Source organism: Candidatus Devosia phytovorans, assembly GCA_029202405.1.
Lineage (GTDB): Bacteria > Pseudomonadota > Alphaproteobacteria > Rhizobiales > Devosiaceae > Devosia > Devosia phytovorans.
Genome location: CP119312.1, coordinates 2,129,735 through 2,148,232, shown reverse-complemented (window position 1 = coordinate 2,148,232; position 18,498 = coordinate 2,129,735). Strand labels below are relative to the sequence as shown.

At 63.3% G+C, this 18,498-nt stretch carries 16 protein-coding genes; 10 read left to right on the top strand and 6 right to left on the bottom strand.

Annotated features, from left to right (window positions below; genetic code table 11):
• Nucleotides 1-43: 43 nt before the first annotated feature.
• The 4 genes from fixJ to P0Y65_10640 all read right to left on the bottom strand — a co-directional run bounded on the left by fixJ (nt 44) and on the right by P0Y65_10640 (nt 3,373).
• Nucleotides 44-667: a response regulator FixJ gene (fixJ, locus tag P0Y65_10655; protein WEK06673.1), complete on the bottom strand. Its 624-nt coding sequence runs from the start codon at nt 665-667 to the stop codon at nt 44-46.
• Nucleotides 660-2,135, bottom strand: coding sequence for a PAS domain S-box protein (locus tag P0Y65_10650; protein WEK06672.1), 1,476 nt, complete (start codon nt 2,133-2,135; stop codon nt 660-662). The genes fixJ and P0Y65_10650 overlap by 8 nt, the downstream gene beginning before the upstream one ends.
• A gap of 96 nt (nt 2,136-2,231) precedes the next feature.
• Entirely contained in the window at nt 2,232-2,924 is a 693-nt protein-coding gene (locus tag P0Y65_10645; protein ID WEK06671.1) for a sulfite exporter TauE/SafE family protein, read from the bottom strand.
• Nucleotides 2,921-3,373, bottom strand: a complete 453-nt coding sequence (locus P0Y65_10640) for a hemerythrin domain-containing protein (GenBank protein WEK06670.1) — start codon at nt 3,371-3,373, stop codon at nt 2,921-2,923. The genes P0Y65_10645 and P0Y65_10640 overlap by 4 nt, the downstream gene beginning before the upstream one ends.
• 202 nt (nt 3,374-3,575) lie before the next feature.
• On the opposite strand from P0Y65_10640, the gene ccoN reads away from it, so the two are divergent.
• From ccoN to hemN, 9 genes are all read left to right on the top strand, one after another.
• A complete protein-coding gene (gene ccoN, locus P0Y65_10635; GenBank protein ID WEK06779.1) occupies nt 3,576-5,123 on the top strand; it encodes a cytochrome-c oxidase, cbb3-type subunit I in 1,548 nt (515 codons plus the stop codon).
• A gap of 11 nt (nt 5,124-5,134) precedes the next feature.
• Nucleotides 5,135-5,866, top strand: coding sequence for a cytochrome-c oxidase, cbb3-type subunit II (ccoO, locus tag P0Y65_10630; GenBank protein ID WEK06669.1), 732 nt, complete (start codon nt 5,135-5,137; stop codon nt 5,864-5,866).
• 10 nt (nt 5,867-5,876) lie between these two features.
• A complete protein-coding gene (locus P0Y65_10625) occupies nt 5,877-6,044 on the top strand; it encodes a cbb3-type cytochrome c oxidase subunit 3 (protein WEK06668.1) in 168 nt (55 codons plus the stop codon).
• The gene (ccoP, locus tag P0Y65_10620) at nt 6,041-6,934 is read left to right on the top strand and encodes a cytochrome-c oxidase, cbb3-type subunit III (protein WEK06667.1); all 894 of its coding nucleotides are present in this window, start codon (nt 6,041-6,043) and stop codon (nt 6,932-6,934) included. Before P0Y65_10625 ends, ccoP begins: the two co-directional genes overlap by 4 nt.
• Before the next feature lie 145 nt (nt 6,935-7,079).
• Nucleotides 7,080-8,639, top strand: a complete 1,560-nt coding sequence (ccoG, locus tag P0Y65_10615; GenBank protein ID WEK06666.1) for a cytochrome c oxidase accessory protein CcoG — start codon at nt 7,080-7,082, stop codon at nt 8,637-8,639.
• A 2-nt stretch (nt 8,640-8,641) separates the two neighbouring features.
• Nucleotides 8,642-9,112 (top strand): FixH family protein, encoded by a 471-nt coding sequence (locus tag P0Y65_10610; GenBank protein ID WEK06665.1) that lies wholly within the window; start codon nt 8,642-8,644, stop codon nt 9,110-9,112.
• Nucleotides 9,109-11,286: a heavy metal translocating P-type ATPase gene (locus P0Y65_10605; protein ID WEK06664.1), complete on the top strand. Its 2,178-nt coding sequence runs from the start codon at nt 9,109-9,111 to the stop codon at nt 11,284-11,286. Before P0Y65_10610 ends, P0Y65_10605 begins: the two co-directional genes overlap by 4 nt.
• Complete coding sequence (gene ccoS / locus P0Y65_10600; GenBank protein ID WEK06663.1) at nt 11,283-11,429, top strand: cbb3-type cytochrome oxidase assembly protein CcoS; 147 nt, start codon at nt 11,283-11,285, stop codon at nt 11,427-11,429. The genes P0Y65_10605 and ccoS overlap by 4 nt, the downstream gene beginning before the upstream one ends.
• 72 nt (nt 11,430-11,501) lie before the next feature.
• On the top strand, nt 11,502-12,848 hold the full coding sequence (gene hemN, locus P0Y65_10595) for an oxygen-independent coproporphyrinogen III oxidase (protein ID WEK06662.1): 1,347 nt from the start codon (nt 11,502-11,504) through the stop codon (nt 12,846-12,848).
• Nucleotides 12,849-12,893: 45 nt separating this feature from the next.
• Here the strand turns inward: hemN and P0Y65_10590 are convergent, their stop codons facing one another.
• Complete coding sequence (locus P0Y65_10590; protein ID WEK06661.1) at nt 12,894-13,613, bottom strand: Crp/Fnr family transcriptional regulator; 720 nt, start codon at nt 13,611-13,613, stop codon at nt 12,894-12,896.
• A gap of 130 nt (nt 13,614-13,743) precedes the next feature.
• On the opposite strand from P0Y65_10590, the gene P0Y65_10585 reads away from it, so the two are divergent.
• Nucleotides 13,744-15,255, top strand: coding sequence for an acetyl-CoA hydrolase/transferase family protein (locus P0Y65_10585; GenBank protein ID WEK06660.1), 1,512 nt, complete (start codon nt 13,744-13,746; stop codon nt 15,253-15,255).
• Between the two features lie 131 nt (nt 15,256-15,386).
• Here P0Y65_10585 and P0Y65_10580 read toward each other — a convergent pair whose 3' ends face one another.
• Nucleotides 15,387-18,482: an efflux RND transporter permease subunit gene (locus tag P0Y65_10580; protein WEK06778.1), complete on the bottom strand. Its 3,096-nt coding sequence runs from the start codon at nt 18,480-18,482 to the stop codon at nt 15,387-15,389.
• Between the last annotated feature and the right edge of the window lie 16 nt (nt 18,483-18,498).

The following is an 18,498-nucleotide window of genomic DNA, read 5'->3' as shown; positions in this document are numbered from 1 at the left end:
TCTTCGACAGAGAAGAATTGCCCTGCGTCAACTCTGGGAAAGTTCAGCTGGCCGGCTGCCATTTGACGCTCAACACCATGCGCACCAGCTCCGACAGGCTCCCCGCATTCATCTTGCCCATCAGGCCGGCGCGATAGACTTCCACGGTGCGCGGGCTCAGTCCCAGCTCATAGGCGATGACCTTGTTGGGCAACCCGTCCACCACGCCCTTGAGAACCTGGCTCTCCCGCTCGCTGAGCGAGCCCAGCCGCTGCAGGATCGCCTGCGTGGCAACATCGTTCTGCGACTGCGAGTCGGCCTGCGCCACCGCCCGTTCAATTGCGGCAATCATCACATCGTCGCTGAACGGCTTCTCGATGAAATCCAGCGCGCCATTCTTCATCGCCTCGACGGCCATCTGCACGTCACCATGGCCCGAAATCACGATGGCCGGCAGCATGGCATTGCTGTCGCGCAGCCGCCGCAGCAACTCCACCCCGTCGATATCAGGCATGCGCAGGTCGGTGATCAGGCAGCCATTCCTTATGCCCGGCGCCACCTGGAGGAAGGCGGTGGCCGACTCGTGGATGCGTGTCGCAAAGCCGCTTGTTGCCAACAGGAAAGCCAGCGAATTGCGCACGGCCTCCTCGTCGTCGACGATATGCACGACGACATCAGCACTACTCATCGGAAATCTCCGTCATCAGCGGCAGCGTGAAAATGAACATGGCGCCGCCCGATGGGCTGCGTTCGACGTGGATCTCGCCGCCATGGGCCTCGATTATGCGTTTGGAGATGGACAGGCCGATCCCCATGCCGCCCGGCTTGCTGGTATTGAACGGCTGGAACAGTTGCGGCGCCACTTCCTCGGCGATGCCGGGTCCGGTATCAGAAACCGTCACCTTCAACATGTCATGGTCCAGCTTGCTGAGGCGCACCTCGAGCAGTTTCGGCTCGCTGTCTTTCATCGCCTCGATGGCGTTGCGCAGCAGGTTGATCAGCACCTGCTGGATCTGCACCTTGTCGGCAAGGATCAGGCTCACATCGTCTTCATAGATGAAGTTGGACTTGATCCCCCGCTCGCGCGAGCCGACGAGGGCCAGCGCGCCAGCTTCTTCCACCAGTTTCTTGACGTCATGCGGCCGCTTTTCCGTGTCGCCGCGCGTCACGAATTCGCGCAGATGGCGAATGATGTCGCCGGCGCGCAGCGCCTGCCGCGCCGTTTCGTCCAGCGCTTCGCGCAGCATGCCTGCATGCTGGTCTTCGATCTTGAGCAGCAGCCGCTTGGAGCCCTGCACATAATTGGCGATCGCCGAGAGCGGCTGGTTGAGTTCATGCGCCAGCGTGCTGGCCATTTCGCCCAGCTCGTTCAACCGCGCCAGGCGCGCCAGCTCCGTCTGCGCCACCTGCAGCTGTGCCGCATGCTCTTCGCGTTCGGTCAGGTCGCGGATGAAGCCGGTGAAATAGCGGCGGTCACCGGATTTGGTCTCGCCCACGGCCAGCTGCATCGGAAAGGTCGAGCCATCCTTGCGCAGCCCCACGACGACGCGGTCGATGCCGATGATCCGCTTCTCCCCGGTGTCGAGATAGCGATGGATGTAATTGTCGTGCTGCTCGCGATAGGGCGTCGGCATCAGCATGCTTATATTCTTGCCCACCACGTCTTCCGGCCGATAGCCGAACTGGCGCACCGCCGCCAGGTTGAAGGATTCGATCAGTCCATTGGGATCGATCACGATGGTGGCGTCCGGCACGGTGTCGAGGATCGATTGCAGATGCGCTTCCCGCTGCATCACCCGGCTGCCGCTGGCCTTGGAGCGCTCGCGCTCGCGCCGCCACGCAGCGCCCAGCCAAGAGAACATCACCCCGATCAGCAGCAGCAGCGCCAGGTCGGTCTGTGCGGCCATCGGGGAGGGGCCCTGGCTGGCAAATACATAGGACAGGGGCAGGGTGGCCAGCGTGGTGATCAGTCCGGGTATGACGCCACCCAGCACCACGGCCACGACAATGGCCGGCATGAACAGCAGTCCTGCCGCCGAGGCACCCAGCAATTCGTTGAGCATCAGGCGCACGGCAAAGCCTGCCGCCAGCGCGCAGGCGGCAACGGCGAGGGCGATGATTTCGGGCTGATATCGGTTTAGCTGGCGAGTCGGCATGGCACGTCTTGAATGAGGCGTGCCGGATAGTAGTGTTATTTCATGACGTTGGCGACCGTCTCTGAATCGGATTGAGAGTTTCCCGGTGCGCGCCGTCTATTGCGTGATACAGAGCGGGCTGCCCGGCACGGTCAGCGCCAGCGCCAATGCACCGGCGACGATCATGAAGACCCCCGCCGCCTGCCGGCCCGGTCGGCTGCGGCGCGCGCGCGCTCCGATCAGCGTCAGCGTCGACAGCACCACGGCGGGAAGCGTGCCCAGCCCAAAGGCCAGCATCAGCAGCATGCCGTCGGCCACATTGCCGGTGACCAGCGAATTGAACAGCGCCGCATAGACCATGGCGCAGGGTGTGATGCCCCAGACCAGGCCCGAGATCAGCGCCAGTTCCACGCCGCCACCCGAAAGCGCCGCACGAACACCCGCCAGCCCGCTCGCCAGCGGCATGGTCAACCGGTCCGCTAGCGCCAGCGACGGCACGAACCCGGCCGTCGACAACCCCAGCCAGAGTACGACCGCCCCGGCTACCCATTGCAGCGCCATATGCACGCTGGCCATTTCGAGCCTGGCTTGCAGGCCTGCACCGAACAGGCCAACCACAGCGCCGAGCAGCACATAGGAAAGGATGCGCCCCGCCTGCATGGTGCCGATCCGCAGGGCAAGCTGTTTCCGATCGCGATCATCGCCACCCAGCATCAGCAGGGAACAGCTGATCGGCCCGCACATGCCGGCACAATGCAGGCTCGATCCCAAGCCCAGCAGCAATCCCCAGATGATCGGTGACGGGATCATCTGTCCGGCGCGGCCAGGGCCGTCAGGATTTCGCGCTCCAGCGCGATCCGGCGCCGGCGCGATTCAAAAAAGCTGCGCAGCATATAGCCCAGCGCATCGGTCGAAACGCTGCGCGATCCCTCGGCCAGTTCGCGCAGGGTCTCCTGCAACTCCTCGGCATAGCTGAGGTCTTCCGCATTCTCGCGGAGGATACGGCTGACGGTCGCGGTCAGGTCGATCATGCGGCTCGGACCGCGCTCGGCGAGCTCCTGCGTCAGCGCTTCCTGCTCGCTTTGCACCACGCGGGTCATGATCGGCAGGATGGCGCTGGCCGCGTCCCGGCACAGGGCGACGTCGATTTCCCTGGGCAGGCTGTCGGCAATGCTTTCGAGCGTCTGGCACAGTCTGATCTGCTCGGCATGTCCCGCCATGACGTCGCGGAGCGATGACCCACTCACAATATCCAGCATTGTCCACCTCCGCCTCACCAGCGCGTCCACACTTATTCGCACGCAGCCTCGGCACATTGACAAAAGTCAAAGTGAATGCGGCCGCGTGAAGGTAAGCCCCGAATTGCCGACCCGCCCAATGCGTCGGCGGAACCGGATAGGGGGCGATGTGAGATACATAGGTTGGGTAATAGGATTGGGTGTCGGAACCCTCGGCGCCGTCATGCTCGCGGGGCTGGCGGTGGACGATGCTTTCCGCATCCACATGGGAATTCTGAGCGTCGTGCTCGGGCTGGCGACCATCACCGCCATGCGGCTGCCGCAGCCGGCAGCGCCTGAATCGGCCACCGAGTACATGGATGGGCCGATCCGCATCGGTTCCCTTCTGACGGTGTTCTGGGGCGTCGTCGGCTTTCTGGTCGGCGTCATCGTCGCCACCCAGCTCGCCTTTCCCGAACTCAATTTCGGTCCCTGGCTGAACTTCGGCCGCCTGCGCCCGCTGCACACCAGTGCGGTGGTCTTTGCCTTCGGCGGCACGGCGCTCATGACCACCAGTTTCTACGTCGTCCAGCGCACCTGCCGGGCCCGCCTCTTCGGCGGTGATCTCGCCTGGTTCGTCTTCTGGGGCTACCAGCTGTTCATCGTCCTGGCCGCCACCGGCTACCTGCTGGGCATCACCCAGGGCCGCGAATATGCCGAGCCCGAATGGTATGTCGACATCTGGCTGACCATTGTCTGGGTCTGTTACCTCCTCGTCTTCCTCGGCACGCTGCTCAGGCGCAAGGAACCCCATATCTACGTGGCCAACTGGTTCTACCTGGCCTTCATCGTCACCATTGCCCTGCTGCATGTGGTCAACAATCTAGCCGTCCCGGTATCACCCTTCGGCTCGCGCAGCTTCTCTCTCTTCTCGGGCGTGCAGGATGCGTTGACCCAATGGTGGTATGGCCACAACGCGGTGGGCTTCTTCCTCACTGCCGGCTTCCTGGGCATGATGTACTACTTCCTGCCCAAGCAGGCCGAGCGCCCGGTCTATTCCTACCGCCTGTCGATCATCCACTTCTGGGCCCTGATCTTCCTCTACATCTGGGCCGGCCCGCACCACCTGCACTATACCGCGCTCCCCGATTGGGCCCAGACCCTGGGCATGGTGTTCTCCATCGTGCTCTGGATGCCCAGCTGGGGCGGCATGATCAACGGCCTGCTCACGCTGCGTGGTGCCTGGGACAAGCTGCGCACCGATCCCATCATCCGCTTGATGGTCATCGCCGTCGCCTTTTACGGCATGTCGACCTTCGAAGGCCCCGTCATGTCCATCAAGTCGGTCAATGGCCTCAGCCACTATACCGACTGGACCATCGGCCACGTGCATTCGGGTGCTTTGGGCTGGGTCGGCATGATCAGCTTTGGCGCCATCTATTTCATGGTGCCGCGCCTCTGGAGCCGCCAGCGGCTCTATTCGCTGCGCATGGTCAACTGGCACTTCTGGCTCGCGACCCTGGGCATCGTCATCTACGCCGCCTCCATGTGGGTCTCGGGCATCATGCAGGGCCTGATGTGGCGCGAATACGATAGCCAGGGCTTCCTGGTCTATTCCTTCGCCGAGACCGTGGCAGCGCTTCAGCCCTACTACATCATGCGCACCTTCGGCGGCCTGATGTATCTCGCCGGCGGTCTGGTCATGGCCTTCAACATCTGGATGACCGTCGCGGGCAAGCTCCGCGCCGAGCGCCCGATGCCCGTGTCGCCCCAGCTTCAACCCGCCCAATAGGAGTTACCACCTTGTCCATCCTAGACAAGCATGGCGTCATCGAACGCAACGCCTCCCTGCTGCTGGTGGGCTCGCTGATCGTCGTCTGCATCGGCGGCATCGTCGAGATCACGCCCCTGTTCTACTTCCAGAACACCATCGAGACGGTGGAGGGCATGCGCCCATACTCGCCCCTCGAGCTGGCCGGCCGCGACATCTATATCCGCGAGGGCTGCTACGTCTGCCACAGCCAGATGATCCGCCCCTTCCGCGACGAGGTGGAGCGCTATGGCAACTACTCGCTGGCCGCCGAGTCCATGTACGACCACCCCTTCCAATGGGGTTCCAAACGCACCGGGCCCGATCTCGCCCGCGTCGGTGGCCGCTATTCCAACGAATGGCAGGTCCAGCACCTCACCGACCCGCGCTCGGTCGTCCCCGAGTCGATCATGCCGAGCTATTCCTTCCTGGCGAAGGCCACGCTCGACTACGACACCATCGGCGCGGCCCTCAATGCCAATGCCATCGTCGGCGTCCCCTACGACCAGGAGATGATCGACCAGGCCGCGCTCGACCTCGTCGCCCAGGCCACCCCCGATGCCGACACCTCCGGCGTGCTCGCCCGCTATCCCAAGGCGGTGGTCGGCGATTTCGACGGCGATCCCACCCGCATCACCGAGATGGATGCCCTCGTGGCCTATCTCCAGATGCTCGGCACGCTGGTCGATTTCGACACCTACAAGCCCGAAGACAACCTGAGGTAGGAGCCCCGCCATGGACTACACCGTCATGCGGCATTTCGCCGACTCCTGGGGTCTCGTCTACCTCTTCGGCATCTTCATCCTGGTCGCTGGTTTCCTGCTGCGACCCGGTGCGCGTGAACAGGCAAAAGACGCCGCCCGCATTCCTCTCCAGAACGACGAAGGAAATGGCCCAAGATGAGCACGCAGGACAATACGGGCATCGCCCACGTCAGGGACCGCGATGACCTCAGCGGCGTCGAAACCACCGGCCACGAATGGGACGGCATCAAGGAGCTCAACAATCCGCTGCCGCGCTGGTGGCTCTGGACCTTTTACGCCTGCATCGTCTGGGCGCTCGGCTATACGGTACTCTACCCGGCCTGGCCCCTGGTCTCCCAGGCGACCGGCGGCGTGCTCGGCTATTCCAGCCGCGCCGACTTCGCCCAGACCATGGCTTCGGTCACCGAGAGCAATGCTCCCATCCTCAGGGCCATCGCCGAAACGCCCATGGCCGACATCCTGGCGGACGCGGACCTGACCCGCTTTGCCACCGCTGGCGGCGCCTCGGCCTTCAAGGTCAACTGCTCGCAATGCCACGGCACCGGTGCCCAGGGCAGCGCCGGCTATCCCAATCTCAACGACGACTCCTGGATCTGGGGCGGCTCGATCGACGACATCTACGCCACCATCGCCCACGGCGTCCGCTCCCCCACCGACCCGGACACGCGCTACAACTTCATGCCCAATTTCGGCACTGACGAACTGCTCGACCGCGACTCGATCAGGCTGCTCGCCGCCTATGTGGCCAGTCTCTCCGGCATGGAGGGCGGCGTCACCTCGCCGGAGGCAGAGACGCTCTTTGCCGACAATTGCGCCTCCTGCCACGGCGAGCGCGGCATCGGCATGGCCGAAGTCGGTGGCCCCAGCCTTGCCGATCAGCTCTGGCTCTACGAAGGCTCGCTTGCTGCCATCACCGAACAGATCAACCAGCCCAGGCACGGCGTCATGCAGGCCTGGTCGGAAAAGCTCGACGACGTCACCATCAAGCAGCTGGCCGTCTATGTGCACGGCCTCGGTGGCGGGCAGTAGCCGGTCTGCGCAACAGGTCCGCCGCCGGCATGCATCCGGCACAGGCACAGGGGACGCCTCGGCGTCCCCTTAATCACTTTCCGATTGACCCAGATCAATGGGTTGGACCGCCCCCAGGGCCAGTTTGCGGCCAAGAGGCAGCAGCATGATCATCATCGACAACACCAGGCTCCCCGAAACGCACGACGTTGAGGCCGTGAACTCCGCAGGCCATCGCCAGGCCGCGCTGTACGAAGCGCGAAAGAAGATTTTTCCCAAGCGGGCTTCGGGTTGGTTTCGGCGCTTCAAGTGGCTGCTGATGCTCGTCACCCTGTCGATCTACTATGTCACGCCCTGGCTCAAATGGGACCGCGGCCCCTTTGCGCCCGATCAGGCCGTGCTGCTCGATCTGGCCAAGCAGCGCTTCTACTTCTTCTTCATCGAAATCTGGCCGCACGAATTCTACTATGTTGCCGGTCTGCTGGTCATGGCCGGGGTCGGGCTCTTCCTTATCACCTCGACCGTCGGCCGCGCCTGGTGCGGCTATGCCTGCCCACAAACCGTCTGGGTCGATCTCTTCATCGCGGTGGAACAGTTGATCGAGGGCGACCGCAACGCCCGCATCAGGCTCGATGCGGCGCCATGGTCCGCCGGCAAGCTTGCCCGGCGCGTCACCAAGCATTCTGTCTGGTTGCTGATCGGTCTCGCCACCGGCGGCGCCTGGATCTTCTATTTCGCCGACGCGCCATCGCTCCTTGTCGACTTTTTTACCCTCAAGGCCCCCGCCGTCGCCTATTTCACCGTCGCCATCCTCACCGCCACCACCTACACCTTCGGCGGCCTGATGCGCGAACAAGTCTGCACCTATATGTGCCCCTGGCCCCGCATCCAGGCGGCCATGCTCGACGAACATTCCCTGACCGTAACCTACAATGACTGGCGCGGCGAACCGCGCGGCAAGGCCGCGAAAAAGGCCAATGCCGCCCAGAAGCCCGTCGGCGACTGCATCGACTGCAAGGCCTGTGTCGCCGTCTGCCCCATGGGCATCGATATCCGCGATGGCCAGCAGCTCGAATGCATAACCTGCGCCCTCTGCATCGATGCCTGTGACGGCGTCATGGACAAGCTTGGCCGCGAGCGCGGGCTCATCTCCTACGCCACCCTCAGCGACTACACCTCCAACGTGGCACTGGCGCAGGACGACAGGGGCCGTATCCAGCCGTCACGCATCCGCGACGCCGCGGGCCAATTCCTGCCCACCCTGCGCCACACGCGCTGGCAGTCGGTCCTCAGCCTGCGCACCCTGATCTATTTCTTCGCCTGGGCAGCCATCGGCGTCGCCATGCTGGTGGCGCTCTCCATGCGGCCCTCCATCGGCCTCAACGTGCTGCACGATCGCAATCCGCTCTTTGTCATGCTGGCCGACGGCTCGATCCAGAACGGCTTCGACGTCAAGGTCCTCAACATGACCAACGAGTCCCATGATCTCGTGCTCTCGATCGAAGGCCTGGATGGCGCCACGCTGTCCGGCCCGGGCCTCGCCGATCAGGGCAAGACCCAGCTCGAAGTCAGCGTCGAGCCCGACCTTGTCCTGCCGCTGCGGGTCTATGTCCGGTCCACGGCGCGCGACCTCCCCGAACAGACCGACTTCACCATGGTGATCACCAGCGCCGACCACGCCATGTCCGCAGAGGCAGGCGTCAGGTTCGAAGCCCCGGAGAAATGACGATGCACACGACCCGCCCCCGCGAATTCACCGGCAAGCACATGCTGCTGGTCACCTGCGCCTTTTTCGGCGTGATCATCGCTGTCAACGTCTTCATGGCCGTCTCCTCGGCCCGCACCTGGACCGGCCTCGTCGTTGCCAACAGCTACGTCGCCAGTCAGGAATTCCAGGTCAAGGCCGATGCCGCCCATGCCCAGAACGAAGCGGGCTGGACCATGCACGTCGGCTATAAGGATGGGCAGCTCGTCGTCCTGCTGCGTGACGGCGAGGGACCGCTGGATCTGGATGGCGTCTCTGCCTTTGTCCGTCGCCCGGTCGGCGGCCATGACGACGTTGCCGTGCCTCTCGCCAGAAGTGGCGATGCCTATCGTGGGCCCGTCGGACTGACCTCCGGGGTTTGGGATATCACCGTAACCACGGCCGACACGGCGCTCGGCGCCATCGAGCGGGAAACGCGGATCAGCGTGCCATGACCCCGGCGACCGCGCAGGGGGAGCTGCTCGAATTCATCCAGGCCGGGCCCGATGGCGCCCGCCGGCTCAATCTCGCCGTCCCCGACGCCTACTGCGCCACTTGTATCCAGGCCATCGAAGGCGCGCTGAACGCTCTGCCGGGTGTGCGCCTTGCCCGCGTCAATCTCGGCAAGCGGCGCGTCCAGATCGATTTCGACCGCGAGGCCGACTTTGTGGCCTTTCCCGATGCCGTGGTCAGAAGCGGTTATCGCAACCATCCGATTGATCCCCAGGATCTCGACGACCGCGATCCGGTGCTGCGCGAGCTTGTCTACAGTCTCGTAGTCTCCGGCTTCGCCACGCTCCATGTCATGTTCTTCTCCGAGGCGATCTGGACCGGCGTCGAGGGTGAGGCGCGAACCCTCTTCTACTGGATCTCGGCACTCGTCGCCGTGCCCGCCGTCGCCTATGCCGGTCGCCCCTTCTTCCGTCCGGCCTGGTCTGCCCTGCGCGTCTGGCGTGCCAATATGGATGTGCCGATCGCCATCGCCCTGATCGCCACCACGGCCATCAGCCTGCTCGAAACGCGGCTCGGTGGCGAGCATGCCTATTTCGACGCCTCGACCATGCTGCTGTTCTTCCTGCTGATCGGCCGGACGCTGGATCATGTCATGCGCGGTCAGGCGCGCCATGCCGCATCCAACCTGGCGCGCCTCGCGCCGCGCGGGGCTCAGCGCCTCCTCGACGACGGCACGCTGGCCTTTGTTCGCCTCGACGAGATTGAGCCCGGCATGTGCCTTTTGCTGCGTTCCGGTGACCGCGCGCCGGTCGATTGTCAGGTTCTGTCCCAGGCAGGAGCGGTCGACCTGTCGCTGGTCAATGGCGAATCCATGCCGCACGAAACTCTGCCCGGCGAACAACTGCCTGCGGGCGCAATGGTGCTTGATCGTCCGCTCAAGGTTCTTGCCGCAAAGCCCGCTGCGGACTCCTATCTTTCCCGCACCGCGGCGCTCATGGAAGCAGTCGAGACCACGCGCACCCGCTATCGCCGCATCGCTGACCGTGCCGCCGATCTCTATGCGCCCATGATCCATCTCGCGGCGCTGCTCACCTTCCTGATCTGGCTCTTCCTTGGCGCCGGCTGGCGCCTCTCGCTGATCAATGCCGTTGCCGTGCTCATCGTCACCTGTCCCTGCGCCTTGGCCCTGGCTGTGCCGATTGTCCATGTCGTGGCCGCCGGCCGCCTCTTTTTCAGGGGCGTGCTGATGAAGGACGGCGCGGCCCTCGAGCGTCTTGCCACCGTCCGCACCGTGGCCTTCGACAAGACCGGCACACTGACCACGGGCAGGCCCATTCTGGTCGGTCAGTCCTTCGGCAACCCCGACCTGCTGCAGGTCGCGGCCGTCATCGGTGCCGCCAGCACTCATCCCCTCTCGAAAGCGCTGGCCGCTTCGGCAGCGGGTGAACTCCACGCCGATTGCCACGAGGTCCCCGGATCGGGTGTCGAGGCCCGCATCGGCACATCCTTCTGGCGCCTCGGCAGCGCCGGCTTCTGTGGTGCCGAGGATGATGGGGCAGGCGAGGGGAGCCGGGTCTGGCTCGCCCAGGACGGGGCGCCCGTGGCGGCCTTCGATTTCGCAGATGACCTGCGGCCTGACGCCCCCCAGACCATTGCCCGGCTCAAGTCCCAGCAGGTCGGCCTCGTGCTGCTCTCAGGCGACCGGCGCGGCAGCGTCCAGCGCGTAGCGGCCCGCCTGGGCAATATCGCCGCCCGCTTTGCCCTCTCGCCCCAGGCCAAGAGCGATGCCATTGCCGAACTGCGCGAACAGGGCGCAGTGGCCATGGTGGGCGACGGGATCAATGACGCCATTGCCCTGCGCGCCGCCGATGTGTCCTTCGCCCCCGCGGCTGCAGCCGACGTCGGCCGCGCCGCCGCCGATTTCGTCCTGACCAACGACCGTCTGGCCGGCATACCCTTCGCCCTGTGGCTGGCCCGTCGGGCCGACGCCCTGGTGCGGCAGAACCTGGCGCTGTCGGTGCTCTACAACGTCGTCATGCTGCCACTGGCGGCGCTTGGCTACATGACGCCCCTGCTGGCGGCCATCGCCATGTCCTCCTCTTCCCTGATCGTCGTTCTCAACGCCCTGCGCCTCCGTCTCGCGCCGGGGCCCCAACTAAGTAGATTGGCAAAATGAGTGGTCTTGTCGTTCTGATCCTGTCGGCCATGGGCCTCGGCGGTCTGGCGCTTGCCGGCTTCTTCTGGGCCGTGCGGGCAGGGCAATACGACGACATCGAAGGCGCCGCCCAGCGCATCCTGCTCGATGACGACAAGCCCTGACATTTGATCGGGGTCAAAGTTCTTCCCGGCCGATCATCCTAGATGGAATGATCGAAATCCGGGATGCGCGCCATGAGTGAAGATATTGCCATTAAGCTGACCAGGCCGGTCCCACGCTATACCAGCTATCCCACCGCACCCCATTTCCACACCGGCATCGGCCAGAATCAATATCTGACCTGGCTGGGCGAACTAGCTGAAGATGCTGAGGTTTCCCTTTATCTCCATCTGCCTTTCTGCGATCGGCTCTGCTGGTTCTGCGGCTGCCACACCAAGCAGACCAACCGCTACTCCCCGATCACCGTCTATCTCGAAGCCATGGCTGCCGAGATCCGCACCATCGGCGCCGCCGTCGGTAACCGCCCGGTCACCGCGGTCCATTGGGGCGGTGGCTCGCCCTCGCTCATGTCGGCGCAAGATATCGCCCGCACCACCGAAATGCTGCACGAGGCCTTCAACTTCGCCGAGCAGGTGACCTTCAGCGTCGAGCTCGACCCCAATGACATGAGCGACCACAAATATGCCGCCTGGGCCGCCGCCGGTCTCAACCGCGCCAGCATCGGCGTGCAGGATTTCGATCCCAGGGTGCAGCAGGCCATCAACCGCATCCAGACCTTCGAACAGACCCGCCATGTCGTACAATCCGTGCGCGCGGTGGGCGTCACCTCGCTCAACATCGACATGCTCTACGGCCTGCCGCACCAGACGCTCGAAGGGGCCGTCAACACCGCCCGCCAAGTCGCTTCCCTGCGCCCCGAGCGCATCGCCCTGTTCGGCTACGCCCACGTCCCCTGGATGAAGAAACACCAGGGCATGATCGACGTGGCTTCGCTGCCCGATGCGCTCGAGCGCTTCCGCCAGAGCCAGGCCGCCGCCGCCGAACTCGTCGCCCAGGGCTATGAGCGTATCGGCTTCGACCATTTCGCCCTGCCACACGACAGCCTCGCCCACGCCAGCCGCACTGGCAGACTGCACCGCAACTTCCAGGGCTATACCGTCGACAGCCACGCCGCCCTCATCGGCCTCGGTGCCTCCGCCATCGGTCGTCTGCCCCAGGGCTATATCCAGAATGTCGTCTCGACCCACGAATACATGCGTCGCGCGCTCGACGGTCGCGGCGCTGTCGAGAAGGGTGTTGCTCTCACCGATGACGATCGCGTTCGTGCCTATGCCATCGAAAGACTGCTCTGCGATTTCGCGCTCGACTTCGACGACCTGCGCAACAAGTTCGGTGCGGACGCAGAGCCGGTCATCGACGACGCCATCGCGGCCGTGGCCGACGACCCCAACCACATCGCCGTGATTCATGGGCAACGGCTGGACGTGCCGGAAAATCGCCGGAGCTTTGTCAGAAGTCTTGCAGCATGCTTGGACGCCTACCTGCAGTTGGGTCCGGCACGCTATTCCAGGGCCGTGTGATCATACAAGTTAATGATTTGTATGATGAATTTTTCTTGAGCCTCATCAACCGCTTCGGCGCCGTAGCCGCCCCGTATCGGGGATGATCACATGGCGTTTGTTGCGGATGACAACCACCTCCAGCCGCCGCAATTCCGTCAGCTGCCGCGACACCGTCTCGATCGACAGTCCCAGAAAATCCGCCATGTCGCTGCGGGTCAGCGGCAGGTCATATTCGATCGCATTCTGCGCCGGCCCAAGATCAGGATTTTGATGCAGGGCAATAAGATAGAGGAAACTGGCAACCCGCTCCGCCGCCGACTTCCGCCCCAGCGTCACCATCCATTCCCGCGCCTCGTCCAGCTCGCGCAGCGCTTCCTTCATCAAATGCCGCTCCAACTGACGGCTATCCTCCAGCAGCGTCTCAATAATTTGCCGCGGCACCAGGCAAAGCTCCACCTCCGACGCCGCCTCGGCCGACATCGCATTCGACCGGGCATGGATCCGCCCGATGAAATCATTGGCAAATTTCAGCCCGACCACCTGCTGGCGGCCATCCTCAAGCACCTTCATCAGCTTGATGACGCCGCTTATCACATTGGCGTAGCTGGTAATTTCCGTCTCGTCCCCGAACAGCTCGGCGCCTGGCTCATGCCGGCTATGCCGCGTATTCCGGGACAGCAAGGTCAGCTGTTGCCCATTCAGCGCGCCACAAATTCCATGATGCCGGACGCTGCACTGGCGACAGGAGCGAGGTTCATCCTCATACTGCAGATCACCGCTCATTCTCGCTCCTGATCGTGCCGGGGACAGACGATCACTAGCTCGGGCGAAGGCGGAATCGATTGACCCAAGTCAAGGAAATCGCACGCCATTCGCCCAAAATGGACCACGAAACGCCGACCAAGGTATTGCAATGCTTGACAAAAATGAGCTGGCCAGGAGAATCCGCCGTCCCGAATTGCTCGAACGGATCATGACCCCTCGCCAAGCGGCAGATCGCCTGGCCGACGGCATGGTCGTCGGCATGAGCGGCTTCACCAAGGCCGGCGACGCCAAGGCCGTCCCCCTCGCCATGGCCGAACGAGCCGCTACCGACCCGTTCAGGATCACCCTGATCACCGGCGCCTCGCTGGGCCACGACGTCGACCGCATCCTCACCGAAGCCGGCATCCTGGCCCGCCGCATGCCGTTTCAGGCAGATGCCACCCTGCGCGCCGCCATCAATCGCGGCGAGGTCATGTTCATCGACCAGCACCTGAGCGAGACCGTCGAGCACATCCGCTCTGGCCAGCTCGGGCCACTCGATTACGCCATCGTCGAGGCTGCCGCCATCACCGAGTTGGGCGGCATCGTACCCACCACATCGGTCGGTAATTCAGCCAGTTTCTCCGTTCTTGCCAAGAAGATAATCGTCGAGATCAACCTGTCCCAGCCGCTCGAACTGGAAGGGCTGCACGACGTCTATTTCCCCTCCAAACGACCCACCCGCTCACCCATCCCGATCGTGTCCTGCGAGAGCCGCATCGGCTTCCCCTATGTCTCGATCGACCCGGACAAGATCGAAGCCATTGTCATCACCCACACCGAGGACAGCGCCTCCAGCGTCGAGCCGCCTGATGCCGATACTGCTGCCATCGCCGGTCGGCTGATCGCTTTTTTGGAAGGGGAGGTGGCCAAGGGCCGTCTCGACATGACCCTCCAGCCCCTGCAGGCTGGCATAGGCTCCATTGCCAACGCCGTTCTTGCCGGCCTCGCGGACGGGCCATTCCACCATCTCAAGATGTATTCCGAAGTGCTGCAGGACTCGACATTTGACCTCTTCGATGCCGGCAAGCTGGTCTTTGCCTCCGCCTCGTCGATCACGCTCGGCGCCGCTTGTGCCGCCCGCGTCTTTCCACGGCTCGCTCAGTACAAGGACCGCCTGGTGCTGCGCCCGCAGGAGATGAGCAATCATCCCGAAGTCGTTCGCCGCCTTGGCATTATCGCCATCAACACGGCGCTGGAGGTCGACATCTACGGCAACGTCAATTCGACCCATGTCAACGGCACGCATATGATGAACGGCATCGGTGGCTCCGGCGATTTCGCCCGCAATGCCTACCTGTCCATCTTCGTCACCAAGTCATTGGCCAAGCAAGGTGCCATTTCTTCCATCGTGCCAATGGTCAGCCATGTCGACCATACCGAGCATGACGTCGACATCATCGTCACCGAATGCGGCCTTGCCGACCTGCGGGAACTGGCGCCGCGCGAACGCGCCCGCGCCATCATCGACAACTGCGTTCACCCGCTCTATCGGGACCAGAGTGGCGATTATTTCAAACGTGCCTGCCAGCGCGGTGGCCATACCCCACACCTGCTCGAGGAAGCATTCAGCTGGCACCAGCGCCGCCTGGACACCGGCACAATGCTTCGCCAATCATGAGAGTTTGCCGGTCAAAAATGCAGTGGCCCGTCCGGTCAGCGAGACCATTTTTTCCAGACCGTCCAGCCGTCTAGATGGCGGTGAATGGTTGGACCGGGGTGGAGCGCTCAAACCCGCCCCGGTCCGATCGTTCAGGCCTCCCGCCACGCCCTGCCAATGAGGACGAAGAAGACCGGAACGAAGAAGAGGCCGAGCACGGTGCCGGCCATTGTGCCGCCCATCACGCCGATGCCGATGGCATTCTGGGCGCCCGACCCGGCGCCACTGGCGGTGGCCAGCGGCATGACGCCAAGCAGGAAAGCGAGCGAGGTCATGACGATGGGCCGTAGACGCAGGCGCGCTGCACCCATGATGGCGTCGATTACCGACATGCCCTGGTTCTTGAGATCGCGTGCGAATTCCACAATCAGGATCGCGTTCTTCGCCGTGAGCCCCATTGTCGTCAGCAGGCCAACCTTGAAATAGACGTCGTTGGATTGGCCAAACACATAGGCGGCGAGCAGGGCGCCAGCCACGCCGACCGGCACGGCCAGGATCACCGAAATGGGGATCAGCCAGCTTTCGTAGAGAGCGGCAAGGCAGAGGAACACCACAAGGATCGAGACGGCATAGAGCAGGAGGGCCTGCGAACCAGACAGGCGCTCCTGATAGGACAGGCCCGACCAGGCCGTACCGTAGCCGCCATCCATCTCGGCAACCAGTGCTTCCATTTTGTCCATGGCAGCGCCCGACGACACGCCGGTGGCATTGGACCCGCTGATCGAAATCGACGGCGTGCCGTTGAAGCGCGACAGGGAAGCCGAGCCTTGGATCCATTCCGTCGTGGCAAACGAGGAGAAGGGAACCATCTCGCCATCATTGTTCTTGGCGAACCAGCTTTTGATGTCCTGTGGCTGCATGCGATATTGCGCATCGCCCTGCACGATCACCGGCTTGATCTCGCCCTCATAGATGAAGTCGTTGACATTGCTGCCCGAGAAAGCCGTGCTCAGCACCGCATTGGCCGCAGACAGGTCGATGCCCAAGGCACCGGCGCGCTCCTGGTCGATCACCACCTTGAGCTGGCTGTCGAGATCCCCGGAATTGCCACGAATATTGGTCACTTCGCTGGTCTGCTCGGCCAAGTCCGCCAGATCATTGCTGGCCTCGCCCAAGGCGTCCGAACCGGCATTGGACTGGTCGAGCAACACCATCTCAAAGCCATTGGACTGTCCAAGACCCTGGATGGCCGGCGGCGCCAGGGCAAACACCTGCGCATCGCGGATCTGGTTGAAATAGACCAGCGCCCGTTGTGCCACTGCCGAAGCCGACAGGCTGGCATCGGTGCGCTCGCTGAAATCCTTGAGCCGCACGAAGCCCATGGCGCTGTTCTCGCCACTGCCGCTAAAACCGAAGCCCAGTGTCATGAAGACGCTTTCGACCGCATCGGCCTCCTCGGTAAGATAGTAGTTCTCGACAATATCCATAACTGCTTGGGTGCGGGCGGCATTGGCGCCCTCAGGCAGACTGATCATCGTCATCAGCACGCCCTGGTCTTCTTCGGGAATGAAGGAGCTCGGCAACTGGGTATAGAGCCAATAGGCTCCCCCCAGCAGGGCGACAAACAGCACAAGCACACGCAGCGGACGAACGACGAGGTAACCGACCGAACTGACATAGCCGCCAGTCAGCTTGCCAAAGCCCGTGTTGAACCAGCCAAAAAGATTGAAGCGTCGCGGGCGTTCGGGGTCATGTGGCTTGAGCATCAGCACACAAAGTGCGGGCGTAAGCACGAGCGCGACCACCGCCGACAGGATCATGGCCGAAGCGATGGTCACCGAGAACTGGCGGTAGATTACGCCAACAGAACCCGAGAAGAAGGCCATGGGGATGAAGACGGCAGTCAGCACCGCAGCGATGCCGATGACGGCGCCGGTGATCTCGCCCATGGACTTTTCTGTCGCCTCACGGGCCGACAGATGTTCTTCGCCCATGATGCGTTCGACATTTTCCACCACCACGATGGCGTCGTCGACCAGCAGGCCGATGGCCAGCACCATGGCAAACATGGTGAGCGTATTGATCGAATAGCCCAGCGCCGCGAGAATGCCGAATGTGCCGAGCATGACGACGGGCACGGCGATCATCGGGATCAGGGTTGCGCGCCAATTCTGCAGGAACACCAGCAGCACGACGAAGACCAGAACAATCGCTTCGATCAGCGTATGGATCACCTTCTCGATCGAGAGTTCGACGAAGGGTGTCGTTTCGTAGGAATAGACGACTTCCACGCCATCGGGCAGGGCGTTTTCGAGCCCATCCATCGCCGCATGTACGCCCTCAGCCGTGCTGATTGCATTGGCGCCACTGGACAATTGCACACCAAATCCCGCTGCCGGCACACCGTTGTAGGTCGATTCCTGACCATAGGATTCCAGGCCCAGTTCGACCCGTGCCACGTCGCCGAGGCGGACCTTTGCGCCGTCTCCGGCAGAGACCAGGATGATGTTTTCGAATTCCTCCACTGTCTGCAGCTGGGTCTGCGCCGTGATGGTGGCGCGCAGTTGTTGCCCGTCTGTGGTTGGCGAGGCGCCGAGCGTACCGACCGAAACCTGCACATTCTGCTGCTGAATGGCGGAGCTCACATCGCTTGGCGTCAGGTTGAACTGGGCCAGCGAGAGCGGATCGAGCCAGATCCGCATGGCATAGCCTGAACCAAAGGACTGCATGCCACCGACACCCTCGACTTGCTCGATCACGGGTTCGACGGTTGAACTCATGATGTCGGCAAGCTCCTGGGAGCTGAAGCGACTGTCATTGGAGATGATATTGCCGATCATCAGGATGGAGCTGCCGGAGCGGTTTACCGTCAGGCCCGATTGCTGCACGGCATCGGGAAGCCGGCTTTCCACCAGCGCCAGCTTGTTGTGCACCTGCACCTGGGCGATGTCGGGATCGATGGAACTGCCGAATGTCAGTGTGACATTAGCCGAGCCGGTGCTGGACGTGCTCTCCATGTAAAGCAGGTCGGTGAACCCGGTCATGGCGGACTCGATGACGGTGGTCACCGAGTTTTCGACGGCCTCTGCGCTTGCGCCGCTATAGGTGGCGCCGATGCGGATCGTGGTCGGCGCGATTTCCGGATATTGCGAAATGGGCAGGGAATAGATGCCGACTGCACCAGCCAGTGAGGTCACGATGGCCAGCACGATGGCAAACACTGGACGGGCGATGAAAAAGCTGGCCAGCGAGCGGCGACTGGGC